At 72.3% G+C, this 16,411-nt stretch carries 12 protein-coding genes; 7 read left to right on the top strand and 5 right to left on the bottom strand.

What is annotated here, in order from left to right:
• Nucleotides 1-79: 79 nt before the first annotated feature.
• Entirely contained in the window at nt 80-1,387 is a 1,308-nt protein-coding gene (locus tag EDD93_RS04285; protein WP_123523902.1) for an amino acid deaminase, read from the bottom strand.
• A 186-nt stretch (nt 1,388-1,573) separates the two neighbouring features.
• Between EDD93_RS04285 and EDD93_RS04280 the strand changes: the two genes are divergently transcribed.
• From EDD93_RS04280 to EDD93_RS04265, 4 genes are all read left to right on the top strand, one after another.
• Complete coding sequence (locus tag EDD93_RS04280; RefSeq protein ID WP_123523901.1) at nt 1,574-2,614, top strand: sugar kinase; 1,041 nt, start codon at nt 1,574-1,576, stop codon at nt 2,612-2,614.
• The gene (locus EDD93_RS04275) at nt 2,611-3,369 is read left to right on the top strand and encodes an IclR family transcriptional regulator (RefSeq protein WP_123523900.1); all 759 of its coding nucleotides are present in this window, start codon (nt 2,611-2,613) and stop codon (nt 3,367-3,369) included. The genes EDD93_RS04280 and EDD93_RS04275 overlap by 4 nt, the downstream gene beginning before the upstream one ends.
• A 6-nt stretch (nt 3,370-3,375) precedes the next feature.
• Nucleotides 3,376-3,786 (top strand): RidA family protein, encoded by a 411-nt coding sequence (locus EDD93_RS04270; RefSeq protein ID WP_123523899.1) that lies wholly within the window; start codon nt 3,376-3,378, stop codon nt 3,784-3,786.
• 132 nt (nt 3,787-3,918) lie between these two features.
• Complete coding sequence (locus tag EDD93_RS04265; RefSeq protein WP_123523898.1) at nt 3,919-5,394, top strand: GntP family permease; 1,476 nt, start codon at nt 3,919-3,921, stop codon at nt 5,392-5,394.
• Here EDD93_RS04265 and EDD93_RS04260 read toward each other — a convergent pair.
• Nucleotides 5,391-6,986 (bottom strand): sulfatase-like hydrolase/transferase, encoded by a 1,596-nt coding sequence (locus EDD93_RS04260; protein WP_123523897.1) that lies wholly within the window; start codon nt 6,984-6,986, stop codon nt 5,391-5,393. The genes EDD93_RS04265 and EDD93_RS04260 overlap by 4 nt on opposite strands.
• Nucleotides 6,987-7,291: 305 nt before the next feature.
• Between EDD93_RS04260 and EDD93_RS04255 the strand changes: the two genes are divergently transcribed.
• Nucleotides 7,292-8,821 (top strand): ABC transporter substrate-binding protein, encoded by a 1,530-nt coding sequence (locus EDD93_RS04255; protein ID WP_123523896.1) that lies wholly within the window; start codon nt 7,292-7,294, stop codon nt 8,819-8,821.
• A gap of 89 nt (nt 8,822-8,910) precedes the next feature.
• Here the strand turns inward: EDD93_RS04255 and EDD93_RS04250 are convergent, their stop codons facing one another.
• A complete protein-coding gene (locus EDD93_RS04250; RefSeq protein WP_123527575.1) occupies nt 8,911-10,521 on the bottom strand; it encodes a family 20 glycosylhydrolase in 1,611 nt (536 codons plus the stop codon).
• 192 nt (nt 10,522-10,713) lie between these two features.
• Here EDD93_RS04250 and EDD93_RS04245 point away from each other — a divergent pair, with 192 nt between their 5' ends.
• Nucleotides 10,714-11,988: a family 1 glycosylhydrolase gene (locus EDD93_RS04245; RefSeq protein ID WP_123523895.1), complete on the top strand. Its 1,275-nt coding sequence runs from the start codon at nt 10,714-10,716 to the stop codon at nt 11,986-11,988.
• A 4-nt stretch (nt 11,989-11,992) separates the two neighbouring features.
• Nucleotides 11,993-12,571 carry a TetR/AcrR family transcriptional regulator gene (locus EDD93_RS04240; protein WP_123523894.1) on the top strand — a complete coding sequence of 193 codons (579 nt, stop codon included), beginning with the start codon at nt 11,993-11,995 and terminating at the stop codon, nt 12,569-12,571.
• Nucleotides 12,572-12,646: 75 nt separating this feature from the next.
• Here EDD93_RS04240 and EDD93_RS04235 read toward each other — a convergent pair whose 3' ends face one another.
• Nucleotides 12,647-13,864 (bottom strand): serine hydrolase, encoded by a 1,218-nt coding sequence (locus EDD93_RS04235; RefSeq protein WP_123523893.1) that lies wholly within the window; start codon nt 13,862-13,864, stop codon nt 12,647-12,649.
• Nucleotides 13,857-16,190 carry a glycoside hydrolase family 3 C-terminal domain-containing protein gene (locus tag EDD93_RS04230; RefSeq protein ID WP_123523892.1) on the bottom strand — a complete coding sequence of 778 codons (2,334 nt, stop codon included), beginning with the start codon at nt 16,188-16,190 and terminating at the stop codon, nt 13,857-13,859. Before EDD93_RS04230 ends, EDD93_RS04235 begins: the two co-directional genes overlap by 8 nt.
• Nucleotides 16,191-16,411: the final 221 nt, after the last annotated feature.

Here is a 16,411-nt window from a genome sequence, read left to right as displayed (position 1 = left end):
CGGCGTTTGAGGCGCGGGGTCCGGGGCGGAGCCCCGGTTGCGGGAAGGGGCGGGGTGGGGAAAGGCACCCCGCAGGGGATCAGAAGAACGTGCGGATGTAGTCGGTGACCGTGCCGTCCGCCGCCACCAGGGGGATCAGCTGCCATTTGTCGAAGCTGGTGCAGGGGTGCGACAGGCCCATTCCGACCCAGTCCCCGACCTCCAGTGCGGCCCCCTCGGCCGTCCGTACCCACGCGTGCTGGTCGGACAGGCCGGTGATCTCGATCCCCGAGGCCTCGCGGACCGATCCGTCCCGCCCCGACCGCACGACCTGCGCCTGCGGCAGGTCCAGGTCGTAGGCGGCGTCCCGCTTGCCCGCGTTGAGGAACGCCTGCCCGGGGGAGGGGCGCGAGACGACCTGCGCCCAGAGCCGGAAGGCGGGCTGCAGCGCGCCCTCCTCGGGGACCCGGTTGAAGGGCGTGAGGTGGCGGTAGTGGCCGTCGTCGTGCGAGACGTACGCCCCCGAGCGAAGCAACTTGCACACGGGGGAGGACAGTTCGGGGATCTCGGCGAACACGTCCGCCACCGCGTCGAACCAGGCGCTGCCGCCCGCGCTGATCACGATCTGCTCACCGGCCTCCAGCGCGGCGAACCGTCCCTGCGCGTCGAAGGACGCGGCCAGCGCGACGAGCCGGCGCAGCCAGTCCCGTACCCGCTCGCCGGAGGCCTCGGGCACCTCGCCCTCGTAACCGGCCACGCCCACCAGGCGCAGGGACCCGGCCGAGGCCACCGCGTCGGCGACCTCGGCGCAGTCGGCCTCGGTCCGGGCGCCGGTGCGGGCGCCCTCACCGGCGCCGAGCTCCACGACGACGTCGACCCGGCGGGAGGCACCGGCCGCGCGCAGGGCCTCGTCCATCAGCTCGACGCCGCGCACCGAGTCGACGTAGCAGACGAACCGGAAGCCGGGGTCGGCGTCCAGCTCGCCCGCGAGCCAGCGCAGCGCGGCGGCGTCGACGAGCTCGTTGGCGAGGAAGATGCGCTGGATCCCGTAGGCCCGGTAGACGCGGGCCTGGTGCGGGACGGCCGCGGTGATGCCCCACGCGCCGTGCTCCAGCTGGCGGGCGAACAGCTGCGGGGACATCGAGGTCTTGCCGTGCGGGGCGAACACGAGGCCGTGGCGCCGTGCGTACGTCTCCAGGAGCGCGAGGTTGTGCTCGACGGACTCGGCCGACAGGGCGAGCACGGGGGTGGTGAACCCGCCGGTGAAGAGGTCGCGGCGCTCGGCGGCCAGTTCGGCGACGGTCAGCCCCTGCGCGTCGGGCGGGAGCGCCTTGAACCGGTGGTCGACCCGCTCATCAGCGAGTCCGGCCAGTCCGGCCACGGGACGGTCGGCAGCCTCGGCAGCCATGGGGGCCTCCTCGATCGAAGTAGATCGTCTTGGGTCGTCGTCGGTCATCGTCAGTCATCTGTACTGTATTGCGTTGCAGCATATGCAACACCCATTGCGTATATCGCTCAGGGCTGTCTAACATCCGAGCCGACGCCCGGTCAATGGTGAGAACCGGCGCCGCCCGCAGACCCAGAGGAGCCCCGAGTGTCCGGAACCCCGGCCAGGACCGCCGCCGACGCCACGACCACAGATGTCGTGTGCCTCGGTGAGTCCATGGTGACGTTCCTGCCCTCGCAGCCGGGGCGCCTCGCCGACGTGCCGTCCTTCGGCCGGGGCATCGGGGGCGCCGAGTCCAACGTCGCCTGCGCGCTCGCCAGGGCCGGGCACCGGGCGGCCTGGGTGAGCCGGGTCGGGGCCGACGGCTTCGGCGACCACCTCGTCGACACGATCGCCGGCTACGGCGTCGACACCTCCGCCGTGCGGCGCGACCCCGCCCGGCCCACGGGCATCTACTTCCGCACGGCCACCGACCGCGCGGCCGACATCCACGAGGTGGCCTACTACCGGGCCGGCTCCGCCGCCTCCGCGATGTCCCCCGCCAACGTCCCGCACGAGGCCCTGCTCGCCGGCCGGGTCCTGCACCTGTCCGGCATCACCGCCGCGCTCTCCGCCGACTGCCTCGCGCTGCTGCGCGAGCTGACCGCCCCGCGCCCCGGCCGCCCGCTCGTCTCCTTCGACGTCAACCACCGGCCCGGACTGTGGCGCGACGGCGACGCCTCCCCGCGCGTCCTGCTGGACCTGGCCCGGGGCGCGGACCTCGTCTTCGTCGGGGAGGACGAGGCGGAGGAGGCCTGGGGGATCACCGGGGCCGGGGCGATCCGTGCGGCACTGCCCGAACCGGCCGTGCTGGTCGTCAAGCGCGGCGCCGACGGTGCGACGGTCATCGAGGGCGACACCGTCACCGACGTCCCCGCGCTGCGCGTCGACGTCGTCGCGCCCGTCGGCGCCGGTGACGCCTTCGCGGCCGGGTTCCTCTCCGCCACCCTGCGCCGACTGCCCGTCCGCGACCGCGCCCGGCACGGCCACCTGATGGCCGCCGCCGCCCTCACCGTCCCCGGCGACCTCACCGACCCGCCCGCGCGCGACCGGGCCGACCGCCTCGTGGCCCTCGACGACGCCGCCTGGGGGAGACTGCGTCTCGGCCCCGGCTGGACGGGGGACGACCAGGAGGTACGTACGCAATGAGCCAGACCGTCGACCGGGCGCTCAGCATCCTGCCGCTGCTCGCGCAGGGACCCGCCGACCTCGGGCAGGTGGCCGAGCGGCTCGGCGTCCACAAGTCCACCGCGCTGCGGCTGCTGCGCACGCTCCACGAGCACGGACTCGTCTACCGCCAGCAGGACCAGCGCTACCGCCTCGGCGCCCGCCTCTTCGCGCTCGCCCAGGAGGCCGTCGAGAACCTCGACGTCCGTGAGATCGCCCACCCGCACCTCGCCGAACTCAACGAGAGCTGCGGACACACCGTCCACCTCGCGGTGTACGAGGAGAACGAGGTCCTCTACATCGACAAGGTCGAGAGCCGCTACCCGGTCCGGATGTACTCCCGGATCGGCAAGCCCGTCGCGATCACCGTCGCCGCCGTGGCCAAGCTCCTGCTCGCCGACCTGACCGAGCCGGAACGGCGCGCCGTCGCCGAGAAGCTCGACTACCCCATGTACACGTCCCGTTCGACCCCCGGCGCCGGTGCGTTCCTCAAGGAACTCGCCGCCGTACGCGAACAGGGCTGGGCCACCGATCTCGGTGGCCACGAGGAATCCATCAACTGCGTCGGCGCCCCCATTCGCGGCGCCGACGGGCGCGTCGTCGCCGCGATGTCGGTCTCCGCACCGAACGTGGTCGTCACGGCAGAGGAACTCCTCACCCTGCTCCCACTGGTCCGGCGCACCGCCGACACCATCAGCCGGGAGTACTCCGGCACCACCCGACCCAAGAAAGCCTGATCAGCGATGACCGACAAGACCGCACTCACCCCGAGCACCCACACCGCTCCGCCCGCGAAGTTCTCGCACGGAGTGAAGAAGGGGAACATCCTTCAGGTCGCCGGCCAGGTCGGCTTCCTGCCCGCCGTGGACGGCCAGGCCCCGACCCCGGCCGGTCCCACCCTGCGCGAGCAGACCCTGCAGACCTTCGCCAACGTCAAGGCGATCCTGGAGGAGGGCGGCGCGAGCTGGGACGACGTCATGATGATGCGCGTCTACCTCACCGACGTCGACCACTTCGCCGAGATGAACGAGATCTACAACACCTACTTCGGCGACCAGAACCTCAAGGCCGCCCCCGCCGCCCGTACGACGGTCTACGTCGGCCTGCCCAAGGGCCTGCTCATCGAGATCGACGCCCTCGCGGTGCTCGGCTGAGCCTGATCACCACCTTGCCGCACCCGCACCACCGCACCACCACGCACGGCACGGCGCCCCGCCCCACAGCGGCGCCGTGCCGCGCTCCACCACGCCCTGCCCGAAGCCCCATGGACGACAACGGAGTTACCCATGCAGCTCGCCGCAAGCCCCCCACCGGTCGAGACGCCACCCCACACCGGTGGACTCCTCCTCCTGATAGACGGCACGGCCGGTCTCCTGACCGTCGCCGTCCTCGGAATCGCGCTCCTCCTCTTCCTGATCATCAAGATCAGGCTGCAGCCGTTCGTCGCGCTGCTCGCCGTCTCCATAGCCGTCGGCCTGGGCGCCGGACTCTCCGTCACCGAACTCTTCGGCACGGTGCAGAAATCCGCCGCCGTCTCCGTCATCGAATCCGGCATGGGCGGCATCCTCGGCCATGTCGCGATCATCATCGGCCTCGGCACGATGCTCGGCGCGATCCTCGAAGTCTCCGGCGGAGCAGAGGTGCTGAGCGGCCGGCTGCTGAACCTCTTCGGTGAGAAGCGTGCCCCGCTCGCCATGGGCCTGACCGGTCTGATCTTCGGTATCCCGGTCTTCTTCGACGTCGGCATCTTCGTCCTCGCGCCGATCGTGTACGCCGCCGCCAAGCGCTCCGGCAAGTCGATCCTGCTGTACTCGATGCCGCTCCTGGCGGGTCTGTCCATGACCCACGCCTTCCTGCCGCCGCACCCCGGCCCGGTCGCCGCCGCAGGCCTCTTCCACGTCTCCCTCGGCTGGGTCATCCTGATGGGCGCCCTCGTCGGCATCCCGTCCGTACTGGCCGCCTGGGGATACGCCGCCTGGATCGGCAAGCGGATCTTCGTCGACGTCCCGCAGGACATGGTCGAGGCCGCCGAAGAAGCGAAGGCCGCGGTCGTCGCGGAACAGCGCGCCGCCGGAGTCACCCCGCAGGAGGCCCCGGTCGCGCTCGGCACCGTACTCGCGATCATCGGCACCCCGCTGGTGCTGATCCTCGCCGCGACGTTCTCCTCCATCGCGCTGGACCCCTCGACGCTCCGCTCGGTCGTCGAGTTCTTCGGCAACCCGTTCGTCGCCCTGACGATCGCGCTGCTGCTCGCGTACTACCTGCTCGGCATCCGGCGCGGCTGGTCCCGCAAGTCCCTGGAGTCGGTGTCGACCTCGTCCCTCAAGCCGGTCGGCAACATCCTGCTGGTCGTCGGCGCGGGCGGCATCTTCGGCGCCGTGCTCAAGAGCAGCGGCATCGCGGACGCCCTCGCCGACACCTTCAACGACGTCGGCCTGCCGGTCATCCTGCTGGCCTGGCTGATCTCCGCGGTGCTGCGCATCGCCCAGGGCTCCGCGACGGTCGCCATCGTCACCACCGCGGGCATCGTCGTCCCGCTGGTCGAGGGCCAGGGCATGTCGCAGCCGCACCTGGCGCTGATCATCATGGCGATCTCGGCCGGTTCGATCATCGCCTCGCACGTCAACGACGGCGGCTTCTGGATGGTGTCGAAGTACTTCGGCATCTCGGAGCGCGACACCCTGAAGTCCTGGACGGTGCTGGAGACGGTCCTGTCCGTGGCGGGCTTCGTCGTCGCGGCGCTGCTGAGCCTGGTGATCTAGCCAGGGCCTGGCGTCACGGCGCGAGGGCCCGGCCGGGCCCTCGCGCCGTGACGCCAGGCCGAGGCCTTCCAGCGGGCGAACGCGCGGGCGAGCTGCTCCGAGGCGCGTTCCACCGTGCCGTCGGGGCGCGGCTCGCCCGCCGGGACCGGCAGGTCGACCGAGGCGTAGCGGGGGTCCTCCTCGGCCGGGATGACGTCGGCGGTGTCGGCCAGCCAGCGCAGGAGCGCCTGGTTCATCCGGCGCTCCACGTCGGCGTGTCCGGGCAGCCCGGCGAGGCTGACGCGCTCGTCCGGGTCCGAGGCGCGGTGGTAGAGCTCCGCCGGCTCGTACAGGCGCCAGACATAGCTCCATTCCCGGTCCCGCACGGCGACGGCCCGGCCGACGAGCTCGGGCCGTTCGTGCTGGAGCGCCGCCTTGAGGTCGTACGGGAACCCGGCACCCTCCAGCTGGGGTTCCTCCTCGACGGAGAAGCCGCCCTCGGTGAAGGCGTAGGTGCGGTGGTCCGCCCCGGGGTCGTGCAGCAGGGGCACCAGGCTGCGGCCGAAGTGGCGGTGCGGGGCCTCGGCGCCCGCCAGCTCCAGGACGGTCGGCAGTACGTCGATCAGCTCCACCATCGCGTCGGTGTGCCCGCCCCCCGGCAGCCCGCCGCCCGCGATGACGAGCGGGTCGCGGGTGATGGCGGGGTGCAGGGCCGAGGGCCACTTCTCCACGAGCCCGTAGTCGCCCAGGTATTCGCCGTGGTCGGCGAAGAAGAGAGTGACGGTGTTCTCGCCGGCGCCGCTGCTGTCGACCGCCGCCATCAGACGCCCGAGCTGCTCGTCCATCCGCGAGATCATCCCGTAGTACGTGGCCTTGACCTCGCGCCACATCTCCGGGGTGGTGTCCTCGATCCCGAACCGTTCCCTGATGGCCCGCATGTAGGCGGGCTCGGGGCCCGCGTCACCGGCGGGCGGGACGGGGCCGGGCAGGGTGTCGCGGTCGTACATCGAGAACCAGGGTTCCTCGACCTCGAACGGACAGTGCGGGGCGATCAGCGGGACGAACAGGGCCCAGGGCCCTTCCGGAGGCTCATCGAGCCAGCGCAGCGCGGTGCGGATGGTGGCCTCGTCGGCGTCGACCCTGCTGTCGTCGTCGGGCAGCCGGCCCCGGTAGTACAGCCGGGCCCACTCCTCGCCGCCGGGCCAGTCCGCCGCCCCCGACGCCGTGGCGAAGGCGGTGGGCGGCACCCCGAAGCCGTACTCGTCCACGCTGAGTTCGGTGGCCCCGGGGGCGAAGGTGTCGCCGCGCATTCCGGGCCAGGTGACGTGGTACCCGGACTCCTTCAGCGTGCGCAGGAGATTGGGCTCCCAGGGCTTGAGCAGGTTGGTGAGGGTGCGATGGCCCTGGGTGTGGGGGTACCAGCCGGTCAGGAAGGAGGCCCGGCTGGGCGAGCAGACGGGGTGCTGCACATACGCGTTGTCGAAGCGGGTGCCCCGGTCGGCCAGCGCGTCCAGGTGCGGGGTGCGGATGTGCGGGTTGCCGAAGGCGCCCAGGGCGTCGGCGCGCAGCTGGTCCGGGATGAAGAAGACGAAATTGGGCCGCCTGCCTGCCATGGCTGGTGCTCCTTCGGTGGGGCCGGTACGTCGAGGCCGTCTGCGACAGCGGCGCGGACACGTTCCGTAAAACCGTATGGTGAATGGTTTTTAACTGTCAAGGTTTCCCGATTCTGGCGTTTTGGGCGTGATGAAGATGTTGCCGATTCCGCCCCGACTTCTCCGGCCGGTCCATTGACGTCCAGAAACCGATCACATTATGGTTTTTGCAGTCGAAGAGTCCGTCGGCCGGACGTGCTGTCCGGCTGCTCTGACGTTCCCGCCGGGCGACATCGATGCCCGGCCCTCCAGACAGTGAGTACAAGATGAGGATTTCCACTCGGGCCGGGGCGCTGGCAGCCTGTGCCGCCGCGGCATCCCTGGTGCTGACGGCCTGTGGGGGCGGCGACGTGGCGAAGGGCGGCGCCTCGGAGCTCGACATCGCCACGCTGACGGCCGCGCAGAGTCTGGACCCGGCCGATGCGATCGGCGGCGCGCTGCCCTACTTCCAGGCGGTGTACGACACCCTGCTCAAGCGGGACCCGGACGGTACGTTCAAGCCGATGCTCGCCACCGGGTGGACGTACGACAAGAGCCGCACCCGGCTGGCGCTCACCCTGCGCGAGGGCGTCGAGTTCAGCGACGGCACGGCCTTCGACGGCCAGGCGGTCAAGGCGAACCTGGAGCACTTCCGGAAGGGCGGCGGCGGCGCGGCCAAGAACCTGGCCGCGCTCAAGTCCGTCACGGTCCAGGACGCCACGCATGTGACGCTCCAGCTGTCGGCCCCCGACCCGGCGATGTTCTTCTACCTCAGCGACGCCGCCGGCCTGATGGCCAGCCCGGCGAAGCTCGCGGACGGATCACTCAAGACGACGCCCGTCGGCACCGGCCCGTACACCCTCGACAAGGCCAGGACGGCGATCGGCGACAAGTACGTCTTCGCACGCAAGGGCGGGTACTGGGGCGACGAGCTGCCGTACAAGACGCTCACCATCAGTGTCTTCGACAACGAGACCGCCGTCGTCAACGGCCTCAAGACCGGCCAGATCGACAGCGCCGTCCTGCAGGACGCCAACCAGCAGGTCGCCGTCGAGTCCGACAAGAACCTCACCAGGACCGAGTACGCCTTCGACTTCCAGGGCCTGCTGCTCTTCGACCGCGGCGGCGCCCTGACCCCGGCGCTGCGCAAGCCCCAGGTGCGGCAGGCGCTGAACTACGCCCTGGACCGCACGACCATGCTCGACAAGCTGCGCCGGGGACGCGGTGAGGCGACCGACCAGATCTTCGGCACCGAGACCAAGGCGTACGACAAGAGTCTGGACACCTTCTACGCGCACGACCCGGCGAAGGCGAAGCAGCTGCTGGCCGAGGCCGGCTACGCCAAGGGGTTCACGCTGAAGCTGCCGCGGATCACCGCCATCGTCAACGACGCGCTCGCCGCGTCGGTCCAGACGGACCTCAAGGCCGTGGGCATCAAGGTCGTCTGGGAGCAGCTCGACGCGAGCAGCGCCGTTCAGAAGATCTACAAGGACCGGGCCTACTCCGCCATGGTCATGAACATCGGCCAGTCCTCGATTGACTGGGTCACCATCCAGGACCTGGTGACCCCTGGCACGTTCAACCTGTTCGGCTCCACCGACGCGACGGTCAAGAAGCTGCTGCCGAAGGTCCGGGCGGGCGGCGCCGGGGCCGACGGCGCGGCACGCGCCCTGAACGAGCACCTGGTCGAGGACGGCTGGTTCGTGCCCTTCTACCGCTCGACGTTCCTGGTGGTGTCCAGCAAGGACGTGAAGGTCCAGACGCAGTCCGGGATGGGTGTGCCGTCGATCTACAACTACACGCCCGCCGCTTCCTGACACCGGCGCCGCGCACGGCATGACGGAAGGCGCCCTCCCCGCTCGGGGAGGGCGCCTTCCGTCATGCCGTGCGCGGGCGGGTGGCCGGGTCACTCCCAGGGGACGTCCTGGGCGTCGAAGTAGGCCAGTCCCCGCTCACGCCACAGGCCCGCGTGCCGCGAGAGGCGGCGGCGGTACTCCTCCCACTCGGCGGCCCGGCCCGACCAGGCGGCTTCGGCGACCGAGCCCAGGCGCGGCAGGAGCAGCGTGGTCAGGTCGTCGAGCCCGGTCAGGGTCTCGCCGAACACGGTCGCCTCCACGCCCGCGATCCGGTCGTCCGGGATGCCGTGCGAGGCGGGGTCCCAGGAGGCGGTGTGGCGCACGCTGCGGGGGCGGTACGTGGGGAAGCCGAGGCGCTCGGCGTCCCGGGCCCGGTGCGGGGGCGTCACCTCGGCCGAGTAGCGCCGGTCGAGGTAGAGGTGCGACTGCGGGGACAGCAGCAGGCGCCCGCCGCCCGCCAGGATCCGTTCGACGTCGTGGTCGGAGGGGGCGAAGAACGACGTGAGGGCCGAGGCGAACTCCATGGTCATGCCCGCCGCGAGCAGATCCGGCCGGTCGGCCAGCTCCTCGGGGGTGCCGGGCAGGTCCATCATCGGGACGTCGACCCAGAACTGGGCGAGGTCCTCGGGCCCGGTCCCCGCCCGGGAGGCCTCCTGCCAGGACACCGGGCGCTTGCCGGACTTCCGGGCGAGCGCGCGCAGTTCCCGTACGCCGGCGTCGAAGCACGCGTCGGTGATGCCGACCGCCTCGTCGCCGCCGATGTGCACGAACGGGCCGTCGGTCAGGGCGCAGACGTCGGCGAGCACGGCGGACACCGCCGCGTGGGTGGCCGGGTCGGTCAGGTCCAGCGGCGGGACGAAGGGGAAGCCGCGGGCCGACTCCGGCGCGGGCGCCGGCGGGAGGTCCGGCAGGGCCGCGCGCAGGGCAGCGCAGTGGCCCGGCAGGTCGATCTCCGGCATGAGGGTGATGTGGCGCCGTGCCGCGTAGGACTGGAGGTCCCGGTACTCGTCCGCGGTGTAGAACAGCCGCTTCCCGTCCGCGTCCGTCTGCCCCCGCGTCAGGGCCGGCAGTGAGGGCAGCTCCAGGCGCCAGCCCTCGTTGTCGGTGAGGTGCAGATGGAGCACGTTGAGCTTGTAGAGGGCGGCGAGATCGATGATGCGGCGCACCTCGGCGGGGGCGAGGAAGCAGCGGGCCGGGTCGATCAGGAGGCCGCGCCAGGCGTAGCGCGGAGCGTCGGTGACCTCTTGGGCTTCGATCGTCCCGCCGTCCGGTGCGGTCGCGATCAGCTGGGCGGCGGTGGTGGCCGCGCGGAAGGCGCCCTGCGGGGTGCGGGCGCGGCAGGTGATGCCCTGCGCGTGGACCGTCAGGGCGTAGGCCTCGTCGGCCGGTTCGGCCCCGCCCGCCGGGTCCGTCCCGGCGGTCCGGGCCGGGGGCACGGAGGTGCCGTCGAGCAGGAGGAGGATCTCGCTCGCGTGCGCGGCCGGGGTGTCCCCGGGCAGCAGTCGCGCTCCGAGGTGGGGTTCCAGCAGGGCGTGGACCGTGTCGGCGACCTCGGTCAGGCGCTGGTCGTCGGCGCGGACGCGCCACGGTCCGGCCACGGTGAGCGCGGGGGTGCTGTCCGGGGTGGCCCGTGCGGCGGGGCGGGGGATGACGGCGTTCATGGATTCCTCCACCGGCCGGTCCGGGAGCCCGGGGCCCGGTCGCCGGTTCGTCAGGTACGGCGCTTCGGTGCCGCCGGGTTCCCGGGCCGGGTCCGGGCTTCGCGGGTGACCCGGCGCCTCTTCCTCCCGGACCGGCGCCACCTGTACGCTAACATGAAAACCGATCAACGAACGCTTTTTAGAGGTGACTGTATGACGCCCTCGGCTGAGTCCGAACTCGTGCTGCCGGACGGCTTTTTGATGGGAGCCGCCACCTCTGCCCACCAGATCGAGGGCAACAACGTCTCCAGCGACTGGTGGGCTCTGGAGAACATGCCCGACACCTTCGTCGCCGAGCCGAGCGGGGATGCCGCGGACAGCTTCCACCGCTGGCCCGAGGACATGGACCTGCTGCGGGACCTCGGCTTCAACGCCTACCGCTTCAGCATCGAATGGGCGCGCATCGAGCCCGAGCAGGGCCGGGTTTCGAGGGCGGCCGTCGCGCACTACCGCGCGATGGTGCGCGGGGCGCTCGAACGCGGGCTGACCCCTGTGGTGACCCTGCACCACTTCACCTCCCCGCACTGGTTCAGCGAGCGCGGCGGCTGGGCCGCACCGGACGCGGCGGAGCTCTTCGCGGCCTACACGAGTACCGCACTCGATGTCCTGCGCGCCGGGGTACGCCACGTGGCGACCATCAACGAGCCCAACATGGTCGCCCTGATGTACGCCATCCGGCGGCACGCCACCCAGCACGGCTGGGGCGGGGCCGCCGGCTCCGGTGAGAACGGCGCGGCGGCCGGCGGCCTCGGCGCCGTCGAGCCCGCCGCCGACATCACCGAGTCCCTCATCCGCGCCCACCGCGCGGCGAGCACCGTCCTGAAGGCCGCCGGCCTCGGGCTCCAGGTCGGCTGGACCGTGGCCAACCAGGTGTACCAGGCCGAGCCCGGAGCGCAGGAGACGGCGGACGCCTACGCCCGCCCGCGCGAGGACGTGTTCCTGGAGGCCGCCCGCGACGACGACTGGATCGGCGTACAGGCCTACACCCGCCACCTCATCGGCCCCGACGGACCGCTGCCCGTCCCCGAGGGCGCCGAGACCACGCTGACCGGCTGGGAGTTCTACCCCGAGGCGCTGGGCGAGGCCGTCCGGCACACCGCACGGCTGCTTCCCGGCATCCCGGTCCTCGTCACCGAGAACGGCATCGCCACCGGGGACGACGAGCGGCGCATCGCCTACACCGCACGCGCCCTCGCAAGCCTCGCGGACGCCATGCGCGACGGCATCGACGTGCGCGGCTACCTCCACTGGAGCGCGCTGGACAACTACGAATGGGGCACCTACCGGCCGACGTTCGGGCTGATCGCGGTCGACCCGCGCACCTTCGCGCGCACCCCGAAGCAGTCGGCCCACTGGCTCGGGATCCTGGCCCGCTCCCGGCGCATACCCGGCGCCCCGGCGGGCGCTCCGGCCCTCCGTCTAGGCTGACGGCATGGCAAAAAGAGGCCCTTACGAGAAGGGCGAGGCGAAGCGCAGCGAGATCCTTCACGCTGCCCTGGAGATCTTCGCCGCCGAGGGATACCGCGGCACCTCCCTGCGCAAGGTCGCGGCCCGGTGCAATCTGAGCCTCCCGGGCCTCATGCACTACTTCGACTCCAAGGAGGACCTGCTCACCCAGGTCCTTCGGGTGCGTGACGAGACGGCGCGGGAACGCCAGCGGGAGCGGGCCGGCCCCGAGGCCTACCGCGAGATCATCCGGGAGGGCGCGAGCACACCCGGACTCGTCGAGCTGTTCGTCTCCATGTCCGCGGCGGCCAGCGATCCGGAGCACCCGGCCCACGCCCACTTCGCCGCCCGCTACCCGACCCTGCGCGAGCGCGTCGCGGAGTACCTTCAGCAACGGATGGACGAGGGCGAGATGCGTACGGACATCCCGCCGGAGCGCCTCGCGGTGCTGCTCATCGCGGTGGCGGACGGGATCCAGCTGCAGTGGCTGATCGACCGCTCGACATCCATGGAGCAGCCGATCGACGACGTGATGGCGCTGCTGGCCCCGAGGCCGGGGGACTGACGCCGGGCCCGGGGCACACGGCGGGGCGCCGCAGCGGTCATCGCTGCGACGCCCCCGTCGTGTGCCCCGGCCGTGTCAGCCGCCGCGCGTTGTTGCCGCCGCCTCGTGGATCGCGCGAGTCCACGGCACCCAGCGGGGATCGGGTCCGGTCCCCGTCCACGACATCCGCGTGCAGGTGTAGCCCACGGCCAGGCCGCTCCCGGGGTGGGCCATGCCCAGCCGGCCGCCGGCGCCCGCGTGGCCGAAGGATCCCTCGCCCAGCATCGGCAGCCCGCGGCGCGGGAGTTCGAAGCCGAGCCCGAAGCGGCCCGGGTCGGCGTCTGCGGGACGGACCAGCGGCGCGGGCGGCGGCAGGTGGTCGGTGCGGGGTGCGCGCGCCCGTTCCACCGTGAGCGGCGACAGCAGCCGTACGCCGTCGACGTGCCCGATCACGGCCGCGTAGAGCCGCGACAGTGAGCGGGCGTTGCCGATGCCGCCCGCGGCGGGGATCTCGGCGGCGCGGCCTTCCCGGGTGCCGAACGCGGCTGTGACGGCGCTCAGTTCGGTGAAGGACGCCAGGAGCGACCGGGTCAGCCGGTCCCCGGGGCCCAGGCCGACGGCCCGGAGCGCCGGGGTGATCGCCTCTTGCGTGGGCGGCGGCGCGTGGGAGTGCTGCGGTACGAACCGGTGCTCCTCCCGCTGGGGCAGCCCGATCCACAGGTCGAGCCCCAGTGGGGCGGCGATCTCGGCCGCGAAGAACTCCCCGACCGGCTTCCCGGTGATCCGCCGGACCACCTCACCGGCCAAGTGCCCGTAGGTGAGGGCGTGGTACTGGCAGGCGGTGCCCGGCTGCCACACCGGCCGCGCGCCGGCCAGCCGGGCGACGCAGCCGGGCCGGTCGAGCAGGTCCGCGGTGTCCACGTCCCCCGGAGCCTCGCCGAACGAGGGCAGCCCCGCGCTGTGCGTGAGCAGATCGGCGACCGTCGTCCGTTCCTTCCCCCGGACCGCGTACTCGGGCCAGTAGCGCGCCACGGGCGCGTCCGGATCGAGCTCCCCGCGCTCGCTGAGCAGATGCACGCAGACGGCGACCATGCCCTTGGTGACGGACATCAGCACCCCCACGGAGTCCGGGCCGTGGGCCTGTGAGCCGTCGGGCCGCCCTGTGGTCCACGCGTCGACGACGACCCGGCCGCGGTGGTGCACGGTCAGCTGGGCGGCACCGGGGTCCGGTGCCTGCGCTCGGGCGAACGCCTCCAGCACCCCCTCCCACCCGGAGGCGGTGCGCCCGTCGACGCCCGCGCCGGCCTCAGGCACCGCCGCCGTCCTCCCGCTCGTCCTCCGCGTCCCTGGCCGCCGCCACCCGGGCTGTCAGCGCCACCACGTCCTCGGGCGTGAGGCTGCCCTGCGGGAACTCGGCGATCACGTCCAGCGGGATGCCGGACAGGAAGCGGCGCATCACCGGATCGGCCATCGCCGCCGAGCCCTGGCCACCCTCGCCGCCGGCGGCGAACCGCGCCATGAGCAGCGGCCCGCCGACCGGGTGCCCGAACCACTCCGCCAGGGTGTGGCGCCCCGTCAGCCTGATCCGCGACGGGTCGCCCTGCACCGGAACGTCCACGGACAGCCTGATGTCCCGGGAGGAGGCGGCGGCCTCAAAGGCGTACGCACCGCCCTCCACGTGTCGGCCGCCCTCGCGTTCGCTGTAGTGGGCGAGGTCGTCGCGGTCCACCACGATGCGGACCTCGCGGGACTCGCCCGGCTCCAGATCCACCGCCGCGAAGCCCCGCAGTTCGCGCTCGGGGCGGGCCACCGCGCCGTCCAGCGGTCCTCGGGTATAGATCTGGACGATCTCGCGCCCGGACCGCTCCCCGGTGTTGGCCACCCGGATCCGCACCTCGTACCGAGAACCGTCGGATGCGGTGTCCACGCTCAGACCGGAGTACCCGAAGGTCGTGTACGACAGGCCGTGCCCGAACGGGAAGGCGACCTCGGTGCGGCGTGCGTCGTAGCCGCGGTAGCCCACGAACACGCCCTCCCCGTAGCGGACATGGCCCTCCTCGCCGGGGAAGGACAGATACGAGGGGGAGTCCTCCAGCCGCAGCGGAATCGTCTCGGCGAGCCGGCCCGAGGGGTTGACCGCGCCGAACAGGACCCGCGCGAGCGCGGCGCCGCCGGCCTGCCCGAGGAGCCAGCCCTCGACGACGGCGGGGGCCAGCTCCTGCCAGGGTGCGGTGCGGACGACGCCGCCGTTGGACAGGACCACCACGACCCTCGGGTTGGCGGCGGCGACCCGCTCCAGGAGCCGGAGCTGGGCGGCCGGCAGGTCGATGTGGTCGCGGTCGAAGCCCTCGGACTCGTCCTGCGCGGCCAGTCCGAGGAACAGCAGCACCGTGTCGCTGGAGGCGGCGAGCCGCTCCGCCTCCTCGACGAGCGACGCCTCGTCGGGCTCCGGTTCGGCGCCCGGTAGCGCGTATCCGGCGGCGAACTCCACCCGTGCTCCCTCGGCCGACTCCCGCAGCCCATCCAGCGGGACGTCCAGCCGGGTCGGGGTCACCTGGGAGCTGCCCGCGCCCTGGTAGCGGGGGGTGCGGGCGAGTTCGCCGATGACGGCGACGCTGCCGGTCCGAGGGTCCAGCGGGAGCAGCGCCGCGTCGTTCTTGAGCAGTACCACGCACCGCTCCGCCGCTTCCCGCGCGAGCCGGTGGTGGGCCTCCTGCGGCAGCGTCTCGCCGTCGGTGCGGCCGGCGGCGGTGGCCCGGTGCGCGAAGCGGGCGAGCCGCTCCACCGCCGCGTCGAGCACCGCGACGTCCAGCTCGCCGCGTTCGACGGCGGCGACGACCTCGGCGTCGGTCCGCCCGCCGGTGGCGGGCATCTGCAGATCGAGTCCGGCGCGCAGGGCGGCGACACGGTCGCGCACCGCGCCCCAGTCGGACATGACGATGCCGTCGAAGCCCCACTCGGTGCGCAGGATGTCGGTGAGGAGCCGGTGGTTCTCGCTGACCGGCACTCCGTTGACGGCGTTGTAGGAGGCCATCACGGACCAGGGGCGGTCGCGGCGGACGATGCGTTCGAAGGCGCGGAGGTAGATCTCGCGCAGGGGGCGCTCGTCGATGTCGGCGCTGACCCGCATGCGGTCGGTCTCCTGGTTGTTCGCCGCGTAGTGCTTCAACGCGGCGCCCACTCCCGCCTCCTGCAGCCCGCGCACCATCGCACCGCCCATCTCGGCGGTCAGGTGCGGGTCCTCGGAGAAGTACTCGAAGTTCCGCCCGCACAGCGGCGACCGCTTGATGTTGATGCCCGGACCCAGCAGTACGTGGACGCCGTGCGCGCGGGCCTCGGCGGCGAGGGCCCCGCCCACCCGCTCGACGAGTGCGGGATCCCAGCTGCTGCCGAGTGCCACGGCCGGTGGGAAGCAGGTGGCCGGGGCCGCGCTGTGCAGATCGAGCTGGCCGCCGTCGCCGCTCTCCTTGGGCAGCCGCAGGCCGTGCGGCCCGTCGGACACCGATACGGCCGGTACGCCTGCGGCCGCCTCGGTCACGAAGTCCCCCGCCCCACTGGTCAGCGACGCCTTCACGGCGAGGCTCCGACCGGAGTCCGAGGCGGGGCCGACGGAGGCGGGGGAGTGGTTCTGCTGGGTCATACGGCCTGCCCGTTCACGGTTTCGGGATGACTGGAATCATCGGTACTCAAAAAACGTAAGTTGATCGGTTTTCGCTGTCAAGGTGCCCGCGGTCGCGGGCGGCGGCGTTGTGACCGGCGGTGGCCGGAGTATTGACGAATAGAAACCGATCGCCGTACGGTTTTCGGATTCCGGGGTCCCGCCCCGCAGAGGCCCGGGGCTTCCGGGCCCGTGACGAGAAG

It is taken from the genome of Streptomyces sp. 840.1 (assembly GCF_003751445.1).
In the GTDB taxonomy this organism is placed as follows: Bacteria; Actinomycetota; Actinomycetes; order Streptomycetales; family Streptomycetaceae; genus Streptomyces.
Note: the sequence above shows the minus strand (reverse complement) of the source record. Positions and strands in the feature narration are given on the sequence as shown.